17 protein-coding genes are annotated in these 22,349 nt (G+C 72.2%); 3 read left to right on the forward strand and 14 right to left on the reverse strand.

Annotated elements, in window-relative coordinates:
• Positions 1-14: 14 nt before the first annotated feature.
• Positions 15-1,199 carry a hypothetical protein gene (locus IFT73_RS19020; RefSeq protein WP_244633412.1) on the reverse strand — a complete coding sequence of 395 codons (1,185 nt, stop codon included), beginning with the start codon at positions 1,197-1,199 and terminating at the stop codon, positions 15-17.
• A gap of 76 nt (positions 1,200-1,275) precedes the next feature.
• On the reverse strand, positions 1,276-1,662 hold the full coding sequence (locus IFT73_RS12010) for a universal stress protein (RefSeq protein ID WP_192167838.1): 387 nt from the start codon (positions 1,660-1,662) through the stop codon (positions 1,276-1,278).
• 74 nt (positions 1,663-1,736) lie between these two features.
• Here IFT73_RS12010 and IFT73_RS12015 point away from each other — a divergent pair, with 74 nt between their 5' ends.
• Both IFT73_RS12015 and IFT73_RS19310 read left to right on the forward strand, forming a co-directional pair.
• The gene (locus IFT73_RS12015; RefSeq protein ID WP_192167839.1) at positions 1,737-2,399 is read left to right on the forward strand and encodes a DsbA family protein; all 663 of its coding nucleotides are present in this window, start codon (positions 1,737-1,739) and stop codon (positions 2,397-2,399) included.
• Entirely contained in the window at positions 2,396-2,518 is a 123-nt protein-coding gene (locus IFT73_RS19310; protein WP_256435512.1) for a hypothetical protein, read from the forward strand. The genes IFT73_RS12015 and IFT73_RS19310 overlap by 4 nt, the downstream gene beginning before the upstream one ends.
• Here IFT73_RS19310 and IFT73_RS12020 read toward each other — a convergent pair.
• From IFT73_RS12020 to IFT73_RS12045, 6 genes are all read right to left on the reverse strand, one after another.
• Positions 2,508-5,501 carry a glycosyl hydrolase gene (locus IFT73_RS12020; RefSeq protein ID WP_192167840.1) on the reverse strand — a complete coding sequence of 998 codons (2,994 nt, stop codon included), beginning with the start codon at positions 5,499-5,501 and terminating at the stop codon, positions 2,508-2,510. The two genes, IFT73_RS19310 and IFT73_RS12020, sit on opposite strands and share 11 nt — an antisense overlap.
• Positions 5,502-5,616: 115 nt before the next feature.
• Positions 5,617-6,741 carry an aminotransferase class V-fold PLP-dependent enzyme gene (locus IFT73_RS12025; RefSeq protein ID WP_192167841.1) on the reverse strand — a complete coding sequence of 375 codons (1,125 nt, stop codon included), beginning with the start codon at positions 6,739-6,741 and terminating at the stop codon, positions 5,617-5,619.
• Complete coding sequence (gene nadC, locus IFT73_RS12030) at positions 6,738-7,580, reverse strand: carboxylating nicotinate-nucleotide diphosphorylase (protein ID WP_192167842.1); 843 nt, start codon at positions 7,578-7,580, stop codon at positions 6,738-6,740. Before nadC ends, IFT73_RS12025 begins: the two co-directional genes overlap by 4 nt.
• Positions 7,573-9,129 (reverse strand): L-aspartate oxidase, encoded by a 1,557-nt coding sequence (gene nadB, locus IFT73_RS12035; RefSeq protein ID WP_192167843.1) that lies wholly within the window; start codon positions 9,127-9,129, stop codon positions 7,573-7,575. Before nadB ends, nadC begins: the two co-directional genes overlap by 8 nt.
• 17 nt (positions 9,130-9,146) lie before the next feature.
• Positions 9,147-10,433: a quinolinate synthase NadA gene (nadA, locus tag IFT73_RS12040; RefSeq protein ID WP_192167844.1), complete on the reverse strand. Its 1,287-nt coding sequence runs from the start codon at positions 10,431-10,433 to the stop codon at positions 9,147-9,149.
• The gene (locus IFT73_RS12045; protein WP_056611706.1) at positions 10,430-11,122 is read right to left on the reverse strand and encodes an NUDIX domain-containing protein; all 693 of its coding nucleotides are present in this window, start codon (positions 11,120-11,122) and stop codon (positions 10,430-10,432) included. Before IFT73_RS12045 ends, nadA begins: the two co-directional genes overlap by 4 nt.
• 270 nt (positions 11,123-11,392) lie before the next feature.
• Between IFT73_RS12045 and IFT73_RS12050 the strand changes: the two genes are divergently transcribed.
• Complete coding sequence (locus IFT73_RS12050; protein WP_192167845.1) at positions 11,393-12,895, forward strand: ATP-dependent DNA ligase; 1,503 nt, start codon at positions 11,393-11,395, stop codon at positions 12,893-12,895.
• A gap of 13 nt (positions 12,896-12,908) precedes the next feature.
• Here the strand turns inward: IFT73_RS12050 and IFT73_RS12055 are convergent, their stop codons facing one another.
• The 6 genes from IFT73_RS12055 to IFT73_RS12080 form a co-directional block, all read right to left on the reverse strand.
• A complete protein-coding gene (locus tag IFT73_RS12055; protein ID WP_192167846.1) occupies positions 12,909-16,310 on the reverse strand; it encodes an error-prone DNA polymerase in 3,402 nt (1,133 codons plus the stop codon).
• Positions 16,311-16,331: 21 nt separating this feature from the next.
• A complete protein-coding gene (locus IFT73_RS12060; protein ID WP_192167847.1) occupies positions 16,332-17,840 on the reverse strand; it encodes a DNA polymerase Y family protein in 1,509 nt (502 codons plus the stop codon).
• Positions 17,840-18,514: a hypothetical protein gene (locus IFT73_RS12065; protein WP_197984151.1), complete on the reverse strand. Its 675-nt coding sequence runs from the start codon at positions 18,512-18,514 to the stop codon at positions 17,840-17,842. Before IFT73_RS12065 ends, IFT73_RS12060 begins: the two co-directional genes overlap by 1 nt.
• Before the next feature lie 203 nt (positions 18,515-18,717).
• Entirely contained in the window at positions 18,718-20,424 is a 1,707-nt protein-coding gene (locus IFT73_RS12070) for a dipeptide ABC transporter ATP-binding protein (protein WP_192167849.1), read from the reverse strand.
• Positions 20,421-21,398, reverse strand: a complete 978-nt coding sequence (locus IFT73_RS12075) for an ABC transporter permease (RefSeq protein ID WP_056611688.1) — start codon at positions 21,396-21,398, stop codon at positions 20,421-20,423. The genes IFT73_RS12070 and IFT73_RS12075 overlap by 4 nt, the downstream gene beginning before the upstream one ends.
• Positions 21,391-22,317, reverse strand: coding sequence for an ABC transporter permease (locus IFT73_RS12080; protein WP_056611686.1), 927 nt, complete (start codon positions 22,315-22,317; stop codon positions 21,391-21,393). Before IFT73_RS12080 ends, IFT73_RS12075 begins: the two co-directional genes overlap by 8 nt.
• Positions 22,318-22,349: the final 32 nt, after the last annotated feature.

Below are 22,349 nucleotides of genomic sequence, written 5' to 3' on the forward strand. Positions count from 1 at the left end.
CCTTTCGAGCGGTGTCAGGTTCTGGGTGAGGGGGTTCCCCGGTCGGCGACCAGGGCGTCGAGGCGCGATCGCAGGATCGTCGCCGTCAGGTCGGCCGAGCGGGTCGCGGCCAGGTAGTCGCGGCCCGCCCGCCGGTCTCGTACCGCGTCGCGGCGCAGGCGCGCCCGATCGTCCACGAGACGCTCGAGGGTCGCGAGCCAGGCCTGCGGGTCCTCGGGCACGCGATCGACGAAGCCGTCGAGCTCCGCGACGCGATAGGGCTCGACGTCGGACACCACGGGGCGCGCACCCAGTGCCAGGTAGTCGAGGCACTTGATGTCGGACTTGGCGCGATTGAACGGCGAGTCGAGCAGCGGCGACAGCCCGACGTCGAACGGGCCCTGCTCGACCAGCCACGGCACGAACCGGTGGTACGAGCTGCTCGGGGGCTTGACCACGTGCATCCACGGCCGCTCGACCAGGCCCTTGGCGACGCCCACCATCACCACGCCGAACGCGCCCGGACGTGAGGCGTGCAGCCGTTCGAGCACCGGGGCCAGCATCGCGAGGTCGCCGTCGTGCGTTGTCGTGCCCATGTAGAGCATGCGGAGCGGGGCGTCGGGGTCGGGCGCCGTGGCAGGCTCGTCGGCGGGACGCCACAGGGCCAGGTCGAGCGTGTTGCGGACGACCCGGGCGTTCGGCAGGTCGTGCGCGCGGAGCAGGTCGTCGGTCGACAGCCAGACCTCGTCGGCGCGGCGCATGACGTCCTCGAGGACGCCCGCCCGAGCGATCTGCTGGTCGTACTGCGGGTGGTCGGGATCGAGGGTCGAGAATGCGTCGTCGCTGTCGACCACGACGACGCATTCCCTCCGGCGCGCCTCGTCGACGAACCGCTGCGCCGTCACCGGGTCGTCGAAGGCCGTCCGCTGGACGATGCAGACGTCGGAGCGCCGCGAGATCCACAGGTCCTTGTGGTCGACGACGTCGAGCCCCACGCGTCCGAACGCGGGACGCGACATGGGGCTCAGCAGCCGGATGTACGTCGAGCTCGTCGGCCGCTTGGCGCTGCGCAGGACGAGCGTGACGTTCAGACGTCGGCGCCCGTGCCCGGCGAACACGTAGTGCGGCAGTAGGTCCGACCGCCGCTCGGCGAGCCGAGCGGTCCGGCGCCGGCGTCGGGCCAGCGCATGCTGCAGGCGGCGCGGCGTCAGGGGGCTCACGATCGGCAAGCCTAGCGAGCCGCCCCGGAGGCGCCGCCCACGGCGTCCGGCGCGACGGGGCCCCCGACCCGGTGCGTCAGGGCTTGACGGCGACGACCGGGACGGACGCGTCGAGCAGGATCGACTGCGCGACGCTGCCCATCAGCATCTTGCCGACGGGGCTGCGCCGACGGATGCCGACCACGATCATCGTCGCGCCGGCCTGCTCGGCCTCGAACAGGACGGCCTCGGAGACGTTGTCGCCGACGGTCTGACGCACCTCGATCGACACGCCCTTGGACTTGAGGCCCTCGGTCATGTCCTGGATGTCGCGCCCGCGCGCGAACCCGGCGTCGAGGCGCGGCTCGCCCCGGCTGATGTTGATCACGATGATCGACTCGTCGACGGTGGTGGCGTGCTCCGCCGCCCACTCGAGGGCTGCGCGTCCGAACTCGTCAGGCCGGTAGGCCACGGCAATTGTCATGACATGAACCTACTCCTCCGAGGGGCCTGCGCGAAAGCGGAATAGTCCGGGGACGTCCCGGCGTTGTGGCGCACGTGAGCAACTCCGTCAAGGTCGACATCTGGTCCGACATCGCATGCCCCTGGTGCTACATCGGCAAGCGCCGCTTCGAGACGGCGGCCGCCGACTTCGCCGCCGCCGGCGGCGAGCTCGAGGTGGAGTACCACTCCTTCGAGCTCTCCCCCGACACCCCGGTCGACTTCGAGGGGTCCGAGGTCGACTTCCTCGTGTCGCACAAGCGTCTCGCCCCGCAGCAGGTCGAGCAGATGCTGGCGCAGATGACGCAGCTCGCCACGACCGAGGGGCTGTCGTACGACTTCGACGCGCTGCAGCACACCAACACCGTGCGGGCGCACGAGCTGCTGCACCTCGCCAAGGCCAAGGGGCGCCAGCTCGACCTCGTCGAGCGGCTGTTCGCGGCGTACTTCGAGGAGGGCCGCCACATCGGGCGCGTCGACGACCTCGCCGGCCTGGCGGCCGAGATCGGGCTCGACCGCGACGAGGCCGTCGAGGCCCTGACGTCGGGCACGTACCGCGCCGATGTCGACGCCGACAAGGACCAGGCGGTCGCCTACGGCATCAGCGGCGTGCCGTTCTTCGTGATCGACGGCCGTCTCGGCGTCTCCGGGGCGCAGGAGCCCTCGGTGTTCACCGACGTGCTGCGCGAGGCCGCCGGGCTGACCGCGGCGACGCCGTGAGCGGCCCGCTCGAGATCGTCGGGGAGCCCGACGCCCCGTCGTGCGCCGACGGCGTCTGCGAGGTCCCGGCCGCCGACGAGGAGGCGTCGCCGGCCGGTCCCCCGCCCGTCAGGCCCTGACCTCGGCCGTCCCGTAGGGCCGCAGGGTCACCGGCCCCACCAGGCCGTACCGCTGACGGGCCGACGAGCCGAACACGACGGCCTGCGCGGTCCGGAGGCGGTTGAGGAGCGTCGACGCCACCTCGACCTCGACGGTGTTGCGCCCCCTGCGCAGGGAATCGCCGAGGTCGACCACGGTGTCGAGCGGGTTGGTGCCGGGCACGCGACGGCCGTTGACCCTCACCCGGAACGAGCCCAGCACCGAGCCGAGGTCGAGGTGCGCACCGACGTGACGGGCGGCGTCCCAGTCGACCACGGTCGTGTAGCGACCGATGCCCGACACGTCCTCGAGGCCCGGGATCTCGAGCCACGGCACGAGCGCCGACAGGGTCCGCCGCACGACGGGCTTGCGGGTCGTCGACGGCCTGCTCCCGGGCTGCCAGTCCTCGACCTCGAGGGTCCACGACGTGAGCGGGCGCTCGGCCGGCACGGCGCCGACCGTGGTGCGCCGCGACCGGGAGTCGCCCAGGACCGTCACGAACGTCCCCTGCCTCGACGACCGCAGCACGAGGCGTGAACCGTCGACGCGGATGTCGTCCGCCTCCGTCGAGACGACCTGGGGCACGCGCCTCGACGAGGCGGCGGCCCACGACGACCCGGCGAGGACCACCACGGTGCTCTGGCCCGCGAGCAGCCGCAGACGGACGCCGATGCGGTCGCCGTCGCGCTGGTACCGGGCGATCCGTCGCACCTCGCCGGTCCACGCGTCGAGGACGAACGGCACCTGCCGCGCGTCGCGCCGGTCGAACCACACCGTCTGGTCGACGGTCTCGAGCTTGCGGTTCTCGGCGTGGCGGGCGTTGGCGACGTAGAAGAAGTCGGCATCGTCGGTGCGCCGGTGCACGTGCACCAGCGTCGACCGCTCATGGGTCACGTGCGGACGCACCCGCAGCGCCGCGAGCGCGCCCGGCACGTCGGCGGGCAGCGCCACGGTGCGGACGCTCGGACGTCCTTGCGCCGACCTGACGGCCGCCGCGACCGTCGCGTCGTCGGCCGCCGACCCGAGCCCCTCGGCCGTCGGGGTGCTCCAGTCGCCGAGGAAGACGATCGGGAAGCCGGCCGCCGCCAGCTCGGCCACGCGTCGAGCGGCCGCGACGGTCAGCGTGGCCCGCCGGCCGCGGAACGCGTCGCCCTCGATGATCATGGCCTTGTACGCCGGGCCGTCGGGCGCCAGACGTCCGCGCCGTAGCGACGCGGACCGCCAGCCCAGCACGTCGGAGCTGATGAAGCTGTGGCTCCAGCCCAGCGGGATGCCGTCGTTGGTGGCCCACAGCGCGCCGATGCCGGTGGCCGCCCAGCCCTTCTGGCGGTAGTAGACCAGGTCGACCGAGTTGGTGCCGGTCTGCAGCACCCACTGCGTCCGCTTGAGGTAGGCGGCGATGTCGGGCACGTGGGCCCACGACGGCTGGCGCGGACCCCATGCCTCGGAGAAGCCCGGCGTGTTGTTGCCGTAGGGCGAGAACGCGGCGAAGCCGGGCCAGGCGGCACCCGGTGCCTCGGCGTACGCGAAGCCGTGCAGCACGGCCTGGTTGACGCCGGCGGCGTAGATGCTGTTGACGGTCGTGAGCACGCGGTCCCACGTCACGTTGTAGGCCGAGCCGTTGTAGGCCGCCGCCTCGCACGACAGGATCGTGCGTCCGCCGAGGTCACGACCGCCCGCCATGACGCGGTAGTCGTCGAGGTTCTTGAACCCCAGCGACTCGGTCTCGGGGACGTCGAGCAGCCCGGAGTAGGCGAGCGTGTCGGTCTCGAGCCCGTATGCCTGGATCCTCAGCCGCAGCCCCTGCCGGTGGGCCCAGTCGCGGGCCGGGACGAGGTGGTGGTCGCGGTAGAGGTCGCTGAAGACCTGCGCGACGTCGTCGCGGACGCGGCTCGTGCGGTCGGTATCGAAGGTGTAGAGGTACTTCTCGTCGACCTCGAGCATGATCGGGAGGTACGGCGCGAGGTCGTACCCGCGGTTGGCGCGGAAGGCCTCGAGGAACCCGGGGGTCCAGATCGTCGCGTCGGTCTCGATCTCGAGCGAGTCCTCGAAGAACGTGCTGCCGGACCGGCGCAGGAGCCGCGCGATCCTCGGCGACAGGATGCGGCGGTCCCAGTAGGACGTGAGGGCGTCCGTCGCCGCCCGGCTGAAGTGGTCGATGACGTACGAGTCGGGCGACGTGTGCGGTCCTGCCTCGGGCATCTGGCCCGAGCCGCGCTCCCAGTAGGCCAGCAGCAGCCACGAGCCCTCGGTAGGCGCCGTCCAGGTGATCGTGCCCGCGACGACCCGATCGGTCAGGTCGATCAGCGACGCGCGGTCGAGGACGCTCTCGCGCGTCGACGGCGTCACGAGCCGCACGGCCTGCACCCGCACGAGGGTCGACCGCGTGACGCCCCTCGACGCCTCCACGACCGGGTCCGGCAGCCGTCCGTCGAAGGTCTGCCCCGCGGCGACGGTCGCGAGCCCGTGGGCGAGCTCGTGCGACGCGACCGGCGAGTCGGGCTGGACCGTGGGGACGGCCGCGGGCCACGACGGGCCCGCGGTGACGTCGATCGTGATGCCCTCGCGGCCCGCCTGCGTCAGCGCGGCGTCGAGGCCCGCGATCCACGGCTCGGTCGCCCAGCCGTGACCTGCGGGGTCGAGGCCGCTGCGGACGCTGTGGTGGACGTCGGCCACCTCGAGGCCGCCGAATCCGGCCTCCGCGACCTGCTTGACCTCACGGGCGATCTCGGACGGGGTCACGTGGCCGTTGGGCCACCACCACCGGAAGCGGGCACCCGCCGACGTCGGCGGCGAGGCGAACCGCCGCTCGAAGGAGCCGCCGCCTCCCGTCGCGGCTCCCGGGGAGCCCGGGAGCACCGGTGCGGCGAGCATCCCGAGCCCGGCCGCCGCACTCACCTGCAGCACCCGGCGGCGACTGGGACCGGAACCGGTCGTGGATGGGTCGGTCGTGTCGTCGTTCATGGGGCCCCCGAGCATTGAAACGATTTATTGGATCGATCCAAGACTATGGCGCCCGTCACACCGCGTCAACGCTCGCGAGACATGGTGTCCTCATCCGGCCAGGACCGGCACGACCCTAGGCACGCAGACCTCCGACGGTGCGCACCGCCGTCGCGAGCTCGGTGGCCGCGACCTCGAGGTCGCCGTCCGACGTGCCGCGTCCGAACGTGAACCGGACCGCGGTCTGGGCGACCTCGGGCTCGACGCCCATCGCCAGCAGCACGTGGGAGGGATCGTCGCTGCCGGCAGCGCAGGCCGATCCCGACGAGCAGACGACGCCGCGCGCCTGCAGCTCGAGCAGCACGGACTCCCCGCTCGTGCCGGGCAGCACGAACGATGCGCTCCCCGGCAGGCGGTCGTGAGGATGACCCGTCAGCCGGGCACCCGGCACGCCGGCCAGGACCCGCGCGACGAAGGCGTCGCGGCGGGCCACGACGTCGTCGACCGGGCCTCGTGCCAGCCTCAGCGCCGCTGCCATGCCGATCGCCGCGGCGACGTTCTCGGTGCCAGACCGTCGACCCGCCTCCTGCCCACCGCCGTGCACCAACGGCTCGACGGGGGTCCGGCGGGCGACGTGCAGCACGCCGATGCCCTTCGGCGCCCCCAGCTTGTGCCCCGAGATGCTCATGGCCTGGACACCCAGGCCGCCGACGTGCAGATCGAACCAACCGGCGGTCTGCACCGCGTCGGTGTGCAGGGGGACGCCGCGCTCGGCGGTCACGGCGGCGAGGTCGGCGATCGGCTGGACCGTGCCGACCTCGTTGTTGGCGTGCTGGATGCTCACGACCGCGGTGTCGTCGCGCAGTGCGCCGGCCAGGACGGCGGGATCGACCAGGCCGTCGCGGTCGACGGGGAGCACCGTGACGTCGTAGCCGAACCGCCCCAGCCACGCCGCCGACTCGAGGACGGCCGGGTGCTCGACCGCCGAGACGACGACGTGGCGTCCCGGCGAGGCCAGCGCGATCCCCTTGACCGCGGTGTTGTCGGACTCCGTGCCGCCGGACGTGAACGTGACCTCGGACGGCCGGCAGCCCAGCACGTCCGCGACGTCGGCCCGCGCCCGCTCGAGGCCCGATCGCGCCGACTCCCCCACCTCGTGATGGCTCGACGGGTTGCCGAACTCGGGCCCGAGGTAGGGCCACATGGCCTCGAGCACCTCGCGGCGCACCGGCGTCGTCGCCGCCTCGTCGAGATAGATCACGTGACGCTGATGTCGAGCCCGAGGTCGAGCGCCCGGACGCTGTGGGTCAGGGCGCCGACCGAGACGACGTCGACGCCCGTGGCCGCGACATCGGCGATCGTGTCGAGGGTGATGCCGCCACTGGCCTCGACGAGCGCTCGTCCGTCGATGTGCGCGACGCCGGCCCGCAGGTCGTCGAGGCTGAAGTTGTCGAGCATGATCGTGCCGACGACCCCCGCCGCGAGCACCGCGTCGAGCTGGTCGAGGCGGTCGACCTCGACCTCGATGTGCGTCGTGTGCGGCAGCTCGTCGGCGGCGCGGCGCAGCGCTGCGGTGAGGTCGGGGATCACCGCGAGGTGGTTGTCCTTGGCCATCACGGCGTCCGACAGCGAGTAGCGGTGGTTGTGCCCGCCGCCGCACCGCACGGCGTGGCGCTCGAGCGCGCGCAGCCCGGGCGTGGTCTTGCGGGTGTCGACGACGCGGGCACCCGTGCCCGCGACGGCCTCGACGTACGTGCGCGTCAGGGTCGCGATGCCGGTCATGCGCTGGACGAGGTTGAGCGCGACCCGCTCGGCCTGCAGCACGACCCGTGCGGGACCCTCGACGCTCGCGAGCACCGCGCCCGCGCCGAACACGTCGCCGTCGGCCGCGTGCAGCGTGACCTCGACGGACGGGTCGAGGGTCGTCATCGCGATCGCGAAGACCTCGACACCCGCCAGCACGCCCGGCTCGCGGGCGACGAGGTCGGCGTGCGCGACGGCCGACGCCGGCACGAGCGTCTGCGACGTGAGGTCGCCGAACGGGGCGTCCTCGTCGAGCGCCAGGTCGACGACGCGCTGGATCTGACGACGCTCAAGCACGGGGGGCTCCTTCGGCACGGACGATCGCGGAGTGGCGCGCCTGCGCGGGATCGGTGAGCGGGAAGTCGGTGCGGTAGTGCCCGCCGCGCGACTCGTGCCGGGCCAGCGCGCTCTCGACGACGGCGCGGGCCACGACGAGCAGGTTGGCGTCCTCGGCGGACTTGGCGTCGGTGACGTCGGGCGACTTCCACCGCCGCAGCTCGACGGCCGCCTGGCGCAGGTCGGCCCCGTCGCGGGCCAGGCCGGCGGCGTCCCACATGACCTGCTGCAGGTCGGCGCGGCTGACGTCGTGGGCGTCGGGGTCGTCCGTCAGGTCGAGGACCAGCGGAGCCGCCCAGTCGTCGTCGAAGACGTGCACGGGCGGCCCGGACCGCAGCCCCTCGACGACCCGCCGTCCGTAGACGGCGCCCTCGAGCAGGGAGTTGGACGCCAGGCGGTTGGCCCCGTGCACCCCGTTGCAGGCGACCTCGCCGACGGCGAGCAGGCCCGGCACCGAGGTGCGTCCCCACTCGTCGGTGCGCACGCCGCCCATGAAGTAGTGGGCCGCGGGCGCGACGGGGATCGGCACGCGAGCCCAGTCGAAGCCCTGGGCGCGGCAGGCGGCGTCGATCGTGGGGAAGCGACGCGCGAGGAAGTCGGCGCCGAGCGCCGTCGCGTCGAGCCGCACCGGCACACCCGGTTGCCGGTTCATCTGCTGGGCGATGCCGCGGGCCACGACGTCGCGCGGGGCCAGCTCGGCGTCGGGGTGCACGTCGGTCATGAAGCGGTGACCGTCGGCGTCGGCCAGCACCGCCCCCTCGCCGCGGACGGCCTCGGAGACCAGGAAGCTGCCCGGGGCGTCGAGCGCCGTGGGGTGGAACTGGTAGAACTCCAGGTCGGCCGCGACCGCGCCGGCGCGCAGCGCCATGCCGAGACCGTCGGCCGTCGCGACCTCGGGGTTGGTCGTGTGGGGGAACAGCTGACCCGCTCCCCCGGTCGCCAGGACGACTGCGTCGGCCCGCAGCTGCTCGCCGCCGAGCAGCTCGACGCCGACGCAGCGACCGCCGTCGAGGAGCAGGTCGACGACGGTCGTCCGCTCGCGCACCGTCACGGCGCTCTCGCGCACCCGCTGGATCAGGGCGTACGCGATCGCGGCACCCGTGGCGTCGCCGCCGGCGTGCAGGATGCGCGGGTGCGCGTGCGCCGCCTCGAGACCGTGCGACAGCTCGCCGTCGTGACGGTCGAACGGCACGCCGCGCGCGATGAGCCCGTCCATCGCGGCGGGGCCCTCGGCGCACAGGATGCCGACGGTGTCGGCGTCGCCGATCCCCGCTCCGGCGACGAGCGTGTCGGCGACGTGCGAGGCGACGGTGTCGCCCATCGTCGGCGCGCCGGGGTCGGCCATGTCGTCGATGACGACCGCGACGCCACCCTGCGCGTAGCGGGTGTTGCTCTCGGCGAGATCGGCCTTCGTGATCAGCGTGACGTCGTACGTGCCGGCGGCGTCGAGCGCCGTGGTCATGCCGGCGACGCCGCTGCCGACGACGACGAGGTGCTGGGCTCGGGTCATGTCAGTCTCCTTCGACGTCACTTCGGCAGCGCGGCGAGCATCCGCTCGAGCGCGACACGGGCGTGGGTGGCGACGTCGTCGGGGACGACGATCTGGTTGGTCACCTCGCCGGCCACGAGGCCGTCGAGCGTCCAGGCGAGGTAGCCGGGGTGGATGCGGTACATCGTCGAGCACGGGCACACGACCGGGTCGAGGCAGAAGATCGTGCGGTCGGGGAACTCGGCCGCGAGCCGGTTGACCATGTTGATCTCGGTGCCGATCGCGATGGTGTCGCCCGGCTCGGACGCGATGACGAACTTGCGGATGGCGTCGGTGGAGCCGGCCGCGTCGGCGGCGTCGACGACCGGCATGGGGCTCTCGGGGTGCACGATGATCTTGACGCCCGGGTGCTCGGTGCGAGCCTTGTCGATCTGTGCGACCGTGAACCGCTTGTGCACCGAGCAGAAGCCGTGCCACAGGATGACCTTGGCGTCGGCGAGCTCCTCGGCGGTGCTGCCGCCGAGCGGCTTGCGGGGGTTCCACATCGGCATCTGCTCGAGCGGCACGCCCATGGCCTTGGCGGTGTTGCGACCCAGGTGCTGGTCGGGGAAGAACAGCACCCGCTGACCGCGCTCGAAGGCCCACTCCAGCACCGTCGCGGCATTCGAGGACGTGCAGACGATGCCGCCGTTGCGGCCGCAGAAGGCCTTGAGGGCCGCCGAGGAGTTCATGTACGTCACGGGGATGACGGGCTGGCGTCCGTCGGCGTCCGGCTCGGAGCCGTACAGCTCCATGAGGTCCTCCCAGCACGCCTCGACCGAGTCCTCGTCGGCCATGTCGGCCATGGAGCAGCCGGCCGCGAGGTTGGGCAGGATGACCTTCTGCTCGGGACGCGCGAGGATGTCGGCCGTCTCGGCCATGAAGTGCACGCCGCAGAACACGATCGTCTCGGCGTCGGGCCTGGTCAGCGCCGCGTTGGCGAGCTGGAACGAGTCGCCCACGAAGTCGGCGTACTGGATGACCTCGTCGCGCTGGTAGAAGTGGCCCAGGATGACCAGCCTGTCGCCGAGCGTCCGCTTGGCCGCGACGATGCGGGCGTGCAGCTCGTCGGCGTCCATGCGCTGGTAGGCGGCCGGCAGCTGGCCGGGGCGCACGACGGGCTCGGGGATGACGTCGTCCTCGGACGCGCCCGGCCCGTATCCGGGCAGGGCGTCGAACTCCCAGGGCCCCTTGGCCAGCTCGACGTCGCAGCTCGCGGCGGGCTGCTCGACGATCAGGGTGTCGACGGACCTGCCGTGGGCGGGCTGGGTGGTGGATGTCGTCATCTACGCTCCTCGGGGGCGGGAGAGGCCGCGCCGGCCTCGAAGCGGTACAGCGCGGGGGGACGGTGGCTCGTGCCCGTCAGGCACGTGCCGGTGGGGACGAGGGTCTTGGTGGCGAGGGCCTGCCGGCGGAAGTTGGCGGGATCGAGCGTCGTCCGCAGCACCGCCTCGTGCACGGCCCGCAGGTCGGCCAGGGTGAACTCGGGGGGCAGGAACGCGTGCGCGATCGGCGTGTAGGTGATCTTGGCCCGTAGGCGCGCCAGCGCGTAGTCGACGATCTGGGCGTGGTCGAAGGCCAGCGGGGGCAGGTCGTCGGCCACGAACCACTCGACGTTCTCGCCGTCGACGGCCCGGGCGACCTCGTCCTGGCGCACCAGGGCCCAGTAGACGATCGAGACGACCCGGTCGTCGGGCGAGCGGTCGACGCGGCCGAAGGCGTAGAGCTGTTCGAGGTAGTTGGGGGCCAGGCCCGTCGTGCGCTCGAGGGTGTGCTGCGCGCTGGCCGCGAGGTCCTCGTCGGCCTCGAGCGGTCCGCCGGGCAGGGCCCACATGCCCTCGTACGGCTCGCGGATGCGGCGCACGAGCGGCAGCCACAGCGTCATGAGTCCCGACTCGGGGTGCGGTCGGAGGGCGAAGACGACGGTCGACACCGCGAGCGAGACGCGCTGGTCGATCGATGACGAGACCGTCATGGCGAACCCTCCTCGACTTAAAGTAGGTGTGACTCTAAGGTCACTCTAACGCCACCTTAAAGTCACGTCAACATTAAGCCCGCCCCCCGCGGTTCGCCGACGAGTCACGCACGCCCCGCGACGAGTCGCTCGCGCCCACCGACGAGTCGCTGCGGGCGGCCCGCCCTCGGCGGGAGTGACTCGTCGGCGGGAATCGGCGACTCGTCGGCGGGAATCGGCGACTCGTCGGCGTCGCGTGCGGGGAGCGGCGGGGACGGCGATGATGGACCGATGCTCCTCGCCGACGTCGTCGCCACCTCGCTCGCCGTCGCCGCGACACGGTCGCGCATCGCCAAGGTCGCGGTGCTGGCCGAGCTGCTCGCGCGCCTCGACGACCCGGACGACGTCGTCACCGTCACGTCGTACGTGGCCGGATCGCTGCGGCAGCGTCGCACGGGCCTGGGCTGGCGCTCGCTGCAGCACCTGCCCGCACCCGCCGACGAGCCGAGCCTGACGGTCGCCGACGTCCACGCCGCCTTCGAGCACCTCTCGACGGTGGCCGGCCCCGGCTCGCAGGTCGCGCGCGCCGCTGCGACGGCCGACCTGTTCGGGCGCGCGACGCCCGACGAGCAGGTCTGGCTGCGCAGCATCGTGACGGGCGAGGTGCGACAGGGTGCGCTCGACTCGCTGGTGCAGGAGGCCCTCGCCGCGGCCGGAGACGTCCCCGCCGCCAGCGTCCGGCGTGCCGCGATGATGGCCGGCTCGACGGTCGACGTCGCGGTCGCGGCACTGACCGGCGGCGAGGAGGCGCTGTCGGCGTTCGTGCTGCAGGTCGGACGTCCCGTGCTGCCGATGCTGGCCTCGTCGGCGACGACCGTCGGGGAGGCGATGGCCAAGGCCGGCGGCGGGACCGTCGCGATCGACACGAAGCTCGACGGCGTCCGCATCCAGGTGCACCGCCACGGCGACGACGTGCTGGTGGTCACGCGATCGCTCGACGACGTCACGGGTCGGCACCCCGAGGTCGTCGAGGTCGCCCGCACCCTGCCGTGCCAGAACGTGGTCCTCGACGGCGAGGTGCTGGCACTGGGCCCCGACGGGCGCCCGAGGCCGTTCCAGGAGACCGCGTCGCGGGCCGCCTCCGCGTCCGGTGTCGAGCTGACCCCGGCCTTCTTCGACGTGCTGCACCTCGACGGCCGCGACCTGGTCGACTCCCCCACGCACGAGCGGCTCGACGTGCTGGAGTCGTTGGTCCGGCCCGAGCACCTCGTGCCGCGCGTCCTCACCGACGACGAGGCCGAGGCCGAGGCGTTCACAGCCCGCGTGCTCGACCTCGGCCACGAGGGCGTCGTCGTCAAGAGCCTCTCGGCGCCCTATGCCGCGGGCCGCCGTGGCGCGACGTGGGTCAAGGTCAAGCCCGTCCACACGCTCGACCTCGTCGTGCTCGCGGTCGAGCGGGGCTCGGGCCGGCGCAGCCAGTGGCTGTCGAACATCCACCTCGGCGCCCGCGACGGCGACGAGCTGGTGATGCTGGGCAAGACGTTCAAGGGGATGACCGACGAGGTGCTGCGTTGGCAGACCGAGCGGTTCGGTGAGCTGCAGACGTCCGACGACGGCCACGTCGTGACGGTGCGGCCCGAGCAGGTCGTCGAGATCGCGTTCGACGGCGTGCAGCGCTCGACCCGCTACCCCGGGGGCGTCGCGCTGCGCTTCGCCCGCGTGATCGGCTACCGCGACGACAAGACCGTCGCCGAGGCCGACACGCTCGACACCGTCCGGTCGCACCTGCCCTGACCTCGCGATCGCGTCACTGGAAGTCGCGGCCGCGGTGCTTGGGCGAGATCGCGCGGCCCGCCTCGGGGTAGACCTCCTCGATGCGCATGAGCTTGTCGGCCACGAGGTTGACGACGCCCTCGGCGCTGCGCTCGAGGATGCCGCGGATGACCATGCCCGCGGCATTGCGCCCGACGACGCGGTAGCGCGCCCACAGGGCCTGGGAGCACACGACGTTGAGCATGCCGGTCTCGTCCTCGAGGTTGAGGAACGTGACGCCGGACGCCGTCGCCGGACGCTGGCGGTGCGTGATGAGCCCCGCGACCTTGACCCGTCGGTCGGCCTCGGCCGTCACGGTGTCGGCGACCGACAGGATGCCCTCGCGCCGCAGCAGGGGGCGCAGGTGCTCGACGGGATGGGTCTCGGGTGAGATGCGGGTCGCCCACAGATCGGCCATCGTGACCTCGACGTCGCTCATGCCGGGCAGCATCGGTGGCGGCGCCGTGACCGCCGTGCCGTCGAGCTGGTCGGCGCTCTCGACGTAGCCGGCGTTCCAGAGCGCCTGCCGCCGGGTGATGCCGAAGCCGTCGAAGGCACCGGCCGTGGCCAGCGACTCCATCTGCGCGACCGACAGACCCGTGCGGCGGGCGACGTCGGCCATGTCGGCGAAGGGACGCTCGGCGCGGGCCGCCACGATCTGCCGCGCGACGTCCGGGCCGATGCCCTGCACCTCGTCGAGGCCCAGGCGGACGGCGAAGTGCCCGTCGCGCCGGTGCTCGGGCGTCGGATCGGGTGTGCCCCGGACGAACCGGCCGACCGGCGGCTGCTCGTGCTCGAGGCACGCATCGCGCCCGGTCGCTCCGGCGGCGTCGCCGACCTGCTCGAGATCGGCCTGCGCCCCCGACCACATGATGTCGGGACGCAGCACCGTCACCCCGTGCCGCCGCGCATCGGTCGTGAGCGACTGCGGCGAGTAGAAGCCCATCGGCTGGTTGCGCAGCAGCGCCGCGAGGAACGCCGCCGGGTAGTGCAGCTTGAGCCACGAGCTGGCGTAGACCAGCAGCGAGAAGCTCAGGGCGTGGCTCTCGGCGAAGCCGAAGTTGGCGAACGACTTGATCTTGACGTAGATCGCCTCGGCCTCCTCGTCGGTCAGGCCGTGGCGGGCCATGCCCGCGAAGAGCTTGTCCTCGAGCGACTCGATGCGCTCGATGCCGCGCTTGGACCCCATGGCGCGGCGCAGCAGATCGGCCTCGTCGCCCGTGCAGTCGCCGATCGCGATCGCCATCTGCATCAGCTGCTCCTGGAACAGCGGGACCCCCATCGTCCGCTCGAGCACGGGCTGCAGGATCGGGTGCGGGTACGTGACGGGCTCCTTGCCCATCGCACGGCGGATGTAGGGGTGCACCGCACCGCCCTGGATGGGACCGGGACGGATCAGGGCGATCTCGATCGCGAGGTCGTACGCACGCCGGGGCTGCAGTCGCGGCAGGGTGCCGATCTGGGCACGGCTCTCGACCTGGAAGACACCGATCGAGTCGGCCCGGCACAGCATGTCGTAGACCGCCGCCTCCTCCTTCGGCATCGCGTCGAGGTCCCACTGCTCGCCCAGGTGCTCGGCGACGATGCGCATCGTGTGGTCGAGCGCCCCTAGCATGCCGAGACCCAGCAGGTCGAACTTGACCAGCCCCATGTACTCGCAGGCGTCCTTGTCCCACTGCAGCACCGTGCGCTTGTCCATGCGGCCGCGCTCGATGGGGCACACCTCGCCGATGGGGCGCTCGGTCAGGATCATGCCGCCCGAGTGGATGCCCAGGTGCCGGGGCGCGGTCATCATCTGCCGGGCCAGCGACGTGACCGGCGCGGGGATGCCCTCGACGTCCTCGCTGCCCATCGGCCCCCAGCCGTCGATCTGCTTGGACCACGCGTCCTGCTGGCCGACCGAGTAGCCGAGGGCCTTGGACGCGTCGCGGATCGCCGACCGCGGACGGTAGCTGATGACGTTGGCGACCTGCGCGGCGTTGTGCCGGCCGTACTGGTCGTAGACCCACTGGATGACCTCCTCGCGACGGTCGGAGTCGAAGTCGACGTCGATGTCGGGCTCCTCCTCGCGGGTCGTGGCGAGGAAGCGCTCGAACGGCAGGTCGAAGAAGATCGAGTCGATCGCGGTGATCTCGAGGGCGTAGCAGAGCGCGGAGTTGGCCGACGAGCCCCGCCCCTGGCAGAGGATGCCCCGGCCCCGGGCGAACTGCACGATGTCGTGGACGATCAGGAAGTAGCCCGGGAAGTCCTTCTCCTCGATGACCGCGAGCTCGCGCTCGATGCGCTCGCGGGCCGCTGCCTGGTTGTTCGCGTAGCGCTTGCGGATGCCCCGATCGGCCAGCACCCGCAGCCAGCTCATGGCCGTGTGACCCTCGGGGATGCCGCGCTTGGGCAGTCGGGGGGTGGCGGCCCGCAGGTCGAAGGCGAGCTCGTCGGCCAGCGGGACGGTGCGTGCGACGGCGCCCGGGTAGCGCCGGAAGAGCTGCTGCATCTCGGCGCCGGAGCGCAGGTGTGCCGCCCCCGTCGCGGGCAGCCAGCCGTCCATCTCGGCCAGGCTGCGCCGCGCGCGGACGGCCGCCGTGGCCGCCGCGAGCCGGCCGTTGGCGGGTCGCGCGAAGTGGACGTTGTTGGTCGCGACCGTCGCGAGACCGTGGTCGCGGGCCAGGTCGGCCAGGACGTCGTTGGTCGCGCTGTCGGTCGCGAAGCCGTGGTCGACGAGCTCGACGCCCACCCCGTCGAGACCGAAGCGCTGCGTCAGCAGGTCGAGCGCCGAGGCCGCCGCCTCGCGTCCGCCCGCGGCGAGCGCCTGGCGCACGTGCCCCTTGCGGCACCCCGTCAGGACGACCCAGTGGTCGCGGCCCCGCTCGGCGAGCTCGTCGAGGTCGTAGACGGGGCGGCCCTTCTCGTCGCCGCGGAGCTGGGCATCGGTGATCGCGGCGGCCAGCCGGTGGTAGCCCTCGACGCCCCGGGCCAGGACGAGCAGGTGGGTGCCCTCGGGATCGGCGACCCCGTTCTGGGGAGCGTGCAGGCCCAGCGAGAGCTCGGCGCCGTAGACCGTCCGCAGGCCGGCCGCCGGGTACTTGGCTGCCTCCTCGGCGAACCGCGGGGCCCCGTAGAAGCCGTCGTGATCGGTGATCGCCAGCCCGTGCAGCCCCAGCGAGATCGACTCCTCGACCAGGTCGCCCGGTCCGCTCGCCCCGTCGAGGAAGCTGAAGTGGGTGTGGCAGTGCAGCTCGGCATAGGGCACGACGGGACCCGACGGCTGCTCGATCTCGCGGGGACCGGTCTTCCTGCGCTTGCGCGACCACCCGGGCGCGTCGCCGCCGTCGGGCTCGGGCCGCCCGGACAGTCGCCGCTCGAGCTCGCCCCACGAGACGTTCGGGTTGTTCCAGCCCATCGCTACACGGCTCCCGCGTGGTCAGTCATAGGTGGCCTCGGTCCACCAGTGACCGCCCTCGACGATCATCAGGAAGGCGCTGCCGTCGACGCCGACGACCTGGAACCGGGCGAGCCTGCGGGCCGCGGCCTCGTCCCACCACTGGTCGTCGACGGGCCACGGCCCCGCCCACGACGCGACGGGCTGCCACGCCTGGTCGGCCGCGGCCCGGAAGCGGGCCGGCTCGCCCGTGACCAGGCCCCGCCCCGTGACGCCGATCGTCTGCCCCTCGGCACCGACGACCATCGCCTGGCGCGGCTCGCGGTAGACCGTCGCGGGCGCCGGGGCCGGCAGGCTGCCGGGCCACGGCAGGCTGCCGGGGCGCGTGGGCATCGGCCGCTCGCCCCACGGTGTCAGCAGCCGGCGCTCGGCCGGACCACGACCGCCCTGCACCGTGACCGACACGACAGCCTCGTGCCCGACGATGCTCTGCACCCGGGCGACACCCCGCTCGACCCGCTCGTCGGGCCCACCGCCGAAGAGGCTGTCGGCGTGATCGCCCAGCGGCTCGGTGACCTCGGGGATCAGCCGCACGGCGTCGACGGGGGCACGGATGGCCCCGTCGACGGACAGCTGCCAGCGCACCCGGTCGACCAGGTCGGTCGCACCGAACCAGCGCGGGTGCATCCAGCGGCGCGAGGTCGCGAGCGAGCCGTCGGCGTCGACCTCGATCAGCACCGTCGTGCAGACCAGGCCGTGGTCGGCCAGATCGCTGACGAAGGCCTCGGCCGTCGTGCGCAGGCTGAACGCGATCGGCTCGACGTTGTCGAGCGGCGGCTCGAGCAGCAGCGTCGCGTCGAACTCCGGCGGCACCTGCCGACGGCTGATGAGCTGGGGGTCGAGACCGCGGGCGAGCCGGTGCAGCAGCGCCCCGTGCGTGCCGAAGCGGGTGTGGACGTCGGCGGGCGGCAGCGAGGCGAAGTCGCCCAGCGTCAGCAGACCCATGCGCCGCAGCAGCCCCACGAGCGAGGCGTCGTCGAGGGCCTCGACGGGCAGATCGCGCAGGAACTGCGCCGACCCGCGCTCGGGCACGACGATGCTGTCCTGCGCCAGGGCGCGACGGGCGGCCTGCTCGGCGGCGAACAGCCCGTCGGCGACGCCGGCGCGGACGTCCCACACCCCGAGCTCGACGAGCCGCTCGGCGATGACGGCCGCCGCCTCGGCCTCGCCGCCGTAGAACCGGGCCGGCACCTCGAGCGCGCACAGACCCGGACGCAACGGCGCGACGCCCGGACTGAGCTGCTCGATCGCCGTCAGGACGGCCTCGAAGGCCCGGGCGTCGACATCGGGGTGGTGGTCGTGCAGGACGAGCTCGGGGCACCGCGACTGGGCGTCGCGCCGCCGCATGCCCCGGCGCACGCCCTCGGCACGGGCCGCCTGCGAGCAGGCCAGCACCGAGCCCTTGTCGAGCACGACCGCCGGGACGGACGCCGGGACGTCGACCGCCACGATCGGCCAGTCGGGCGCCCACAGCACCATCGTGCGGGCCATCAGGACACGCTCCGCAGACGCGCGGGCGCCTCGGACGGCACCGCGGTGACGACGTCCTCGGCCCTACGGATGACCTGGGCGGCATCGGGCATCCACAGTCGGCGCCGGCGGGCCGGCGCCGTGCCCCGCCGCACCTCGACGGTGGCTCGGCGGGCCTGCAGGTGGCCGTGACCCTGACCGACGCCGACCCACTCGACCTCGCTCATCGACAGGCGTGCTTCGCTGCGCGGCCAGTCGCCGTGGGCGATCAGGATGCCGCCGCGCTGGCGCAGGCGGGCACTGACGCGGCTGACGTCCTTGGGTGCGACGTGGGCGGGCGCCCGCAGCACGACGACGCCGAGCACGTCGATCAACGCGGCCGTGACCTCGAGCCACGCCTCGCCCGGATCGGGCACCAGGATCGTGCGGCGCAGCTCGACGCCGGCGGCCGCGGCGGCCTCGAGACCGAGCTCGGCGGTGCCGACCACGCCACACCAGGCGCCGTCGGCGGACGGCCCGGCCATCAGGGTGACCGCGAGGCTCATGGAGTCGACCGAGTAGGTACCGCCGGCCTGCAGCTGCAGGAGCCCGGCCAGGGCCGGGTGGGTCGCGACGGGCTGGGCCGCGGGGCGCCCCTGCATCTGGTCGACGCGCGCTCGCAGCTCGCTCAGGGTGGGGGCTGCGACGGCGTTCATGACTCCATGATCGAACATCTGTTCGAACGAGTCAATCTCGCGTCCACATCCTCCCGAGGGGCGGACACCGGAGCGCAGAGCGCCCTCGCGAGTGGTGCGTTCACGTCCCCGAGCGGTGCGTCCTGGTCAGACACGCCGTCCCGGAAAGACCAGAACGCACCACTCGCCGACTCGCCGTGCCGGCGGGAGACACCCCCGGCGGACTAGGCGCCGAGGGGGATCGAGCCTCCGGGGATCGCGTCGAGCAGACGACGCGTGTACTCCTCGCGGGGGCTGTCGAACACCGTCGAGACCGAGGCCGACTCCACGATGCCGCCGTTCTGCATGACCAGGACGTTGTCGGCGATCTGCCGGACGACCGCCAGATCGTGCGTGATGAACAGATAGCTCAGGCCCAGCTCGCCCTGCAGGTCGTTCAGCAGCTTCAGGATCTGCGCCTGCACCAGCACGTCGAGCGCCGAGACCGCCTCGTCGAGCACGACGACCTCCGGCTCGAGCGCCAGGGCGCGCGCGATCGCGACGCGCTGGCGCTGACCGCCCGACAGCTCGTTGGGATAGCGCCGCATGACCGCCGCCGGCAGCGAGACCTTGTCGAGCAGGTCGCGGATGCGCGCCTCGCGCTCCTTGTCGTTGCCGATGCCGTGCGTGCGCAGCGGCTCCTCGATCGACCGGTAGATCGAGTACAGCGGGTCGAGCGAGGCGTACGGGTTCTGGAACACCGGCTGCATCTGCCGGCGCAGCGCGAGCTGCTGCTTCTTGCCCGACAGCGTCGTGATGTCGACGCCGTCGAACTCGACGGTGCCCGACGTCGCGTCGAGCAGCCCCAGCACCATGCGGGCCACGGTGGACTTGCCCGATCCGGACTCCCCCACGATCGCCGTGGTGGTGCCGCGGGCCAGCGTGAACGACACGTCGTCGACCGCGCGGAACGCCGACGACGACCCCGGACGTCCGCCGGGCAGCGTGAAGTCCTTCGTCAGGTTCTTGGCCTCGACGACGGTGGCCTGGCCCACGCCGAACTCGTCGGCGTGCGTCGCGACCTCCTCGGCGATCTCGGCCGCGGTCTGCACGGCCTGCTCGCGGACCTCGACGCGCGCCCGCTCCGACGACAGCCGCTGCGACGCCAGCGACGGCGCCGACGACACGAGCCGCTGGGTGTACGGGTGACGGGGGTCCTGCAGGATCTGACGTGCCGGACCCGACTCGACGACCTGGCCCTTGTACATCACGACCAGGTGGTCGGCCCGCTCGGCGGCCAGGCCGAGGTCGTGCGTGATCAGCAGCACCGCGACGCCCAGCTCGTCGGTCAACGAGTCGAGGTGGTCGAGGATCTGCTTCTGCACCGTGACGTCGAGGGCCGAGGTCGGCTCGTCGGCGATCAGCAGCTTGGGCCGGGCCGCCAGGCCCATCGCGATCAGCGCACGCTGCCGCATGCCGCCGGAGTACTCGTGCGGGAACTGGCGAGCACGACGCTCGGCGTCGGGCAGACCGGCCTCCTCGAGCAGCTCGACGACACGACGGTCGGCGTCCTTGCCCTTGGCGACCCCGTTGGCGACCAGCGCCTCCTTGATCTGGGCGCCGACCCGCCACAGCGGGTTGAGGTTGGTCATGGGGTCCTGGGGCACCAGGCCGATCGACGAGCCGCGCAGCGCGAGGATGTCGCCCTTCTTGGCGCCGACGACGTCCTTGCCCTCGAACAGGATCTCGCCGCCGGTCACGACACCCGTGCCCGGCAGCAGGTCGATGATCGCGTGGGCCGTGGTCGACTTGCCCGATCCCGACTCCCCCACGATCGCGACGGTCTGACCGGGGTAGACGACGAGGCTGGCGCCCCGGACGGCGGGGATGAGCTTCTTGCCGGCGCGGAACGCGACCTGCAGATCCTTGATCTGCAGCACGGGGGTGGTCACTCGGTCCTCCTCTTGGGGTTGAGGGCGTCGCTGACGGCATCACCCAGCAGGATGAATCCGAGCGCCGTGAACGCCAGGGCGCCGGCGGGCCAGAACATCACGCCGATGCGCTGACCCGAACGGATCTGGTTCTGCGCGGCGTTGATGTCGTTGCCCCACGAGACGACGCCCGGGGGCAGGCCGATGCCGAGGAACGACAACGTCGCCTCGGCGACGATCAGGATGCCCAGCGAGACCGTCGCGGTCACGATGACCGGCGGCAGCGAGTTGGGGATGACGTGGCGCAGCAGGTTGCTGCGCTTGGTCGCGCCGATCGCGCGCGCGGCGTCGATGAACTCCATGTTCTTGACCTGCAGCACCTGCCCGCGCGTGATGCGGGTGATCTGCGGCCAGCCGAAGACACCGAGGGCGATGACCACGGCGACGATGCCGCCGAACTCACCGCGGTCGGGGAACAGGTTGTTGATGACCGACAGGCCGACCAGCGCGCCCAGCAGCAGCGGGATCGCGAAGAAGATGTCGGCGATGCGCGAGATGACCGAGTCGACCCAGCCGCCGTAGAAGCCGGCGACGGCTCCCGTGATCAGGCCGACCACGACGATCAGGATCGTCGTGAGCACGCCGACCAGCACCGAGGCGCGGGCACCGTAGATCATGCGGGCGAAGACGTCGTAGCCCTGCTTGTCGTAGCCCGCGATGTGGCCGCTGCTGCCCGGGTCGAGGCTCTTGGACAGATCGGCGTACGACGGGTCGAGGTTCGTGAACAGACCCGGTGCGATCACGACGACCGCGACGAGCAGGATCATGGCGCCGGAGACCCAGAACAGCCAGTTGCGGCGCAGCTCCTTCCAGGCCTCCTTCCACTGGCTCTCGGGCGGCGACGACGTGTCGAGCGCGCCGGTCTCCTGCAGCGGGGTCTCGTCGAGGGGGGCCAGGAACCGCTCCTGGCCGGGCAGTGGTGTGGTCTCAGGCATAACGGATCCTCGGGTCGAGCCAGGCGTAGAGAAGGTCGACGACCAGACTCATCACGACGTAGATGAGCACCATCAGCGTCACGATCGAGACGACGGTCGAGCCCTCGCCACGGTTGATGGCGCGGAAGGCCAGGTTGCCGATGCCCGGGACGTTGAAGATGCCCTCGGTGACGATGGCACCGGCCATCAGCGTTCCGAGATCGGCGCCGAGGTAGGTCACGACGGGGATCATCGAGTTGCGCAGCACGTGGCGGCTGTTGACCGAGCGGTCGCTGAGCCCCTTGGCGCGTGCGGTGCGCACGTGGTCGGCCGTCAGGTTCTCGACGACCGACGTGCGGGTCAGGCGCAGGATGTAGGCGAACGACACGAGACCGAGGACGATCGCCGGCAGCATCAGGTTCTTGATCGAGGCGTCACCTCCGACCGTGATGGGCGCCCAGCCGAGCTTGACGCCGAAGATCAGCTGCATCAGGAAGCCGAAGACGAAGATCGGGACGGCGATGACCAGCAGCGACACGATGAGCATCGTGGAGTCGAACAGCTTGCCCTTGCGCAGTCCGGCGTAGAAGCCGGCCGCGACGCCGAGGACCGACTCGATGATCAGGGCCATGACCGCGAGCTTCAGCGTCACGGGGAAGGCGTCGCCGATGACCTGCGACACGGGCTGCTGGGCGTACGTCAGGCCGAAGTCGCCGGTGAGGGCGTTGCCGAGGTACTTGAGCCACTGGATGAGGAAGGGGTCGTCGAGGTTGTACTGCGCCGCGATCGAGGCCCGGATGGTCTCGTTGACGGGCTTCTCGCCGAACAGTGCCTTGATGGGGTCGCCCGGTTGCAGGAAGACCATTGCGTAGATCAGGAGTGTCGCTCCGAGCACGACAGGGATTGCCTGCAGTGCTCGACGACCGATGTACCACCACATGAGGAGTGCGCCTCTCGTCAAGAAAAGGGTCG

Source organism: Aeromicrobium sp. CFBP 8757, from assembly GCF_014841755.1.
Classification (GTDB): Bacteria; Actinomycetota; Actinomycetes; order Propionibacteriales; family Nocardioidaceae; genus Aeromicrobium.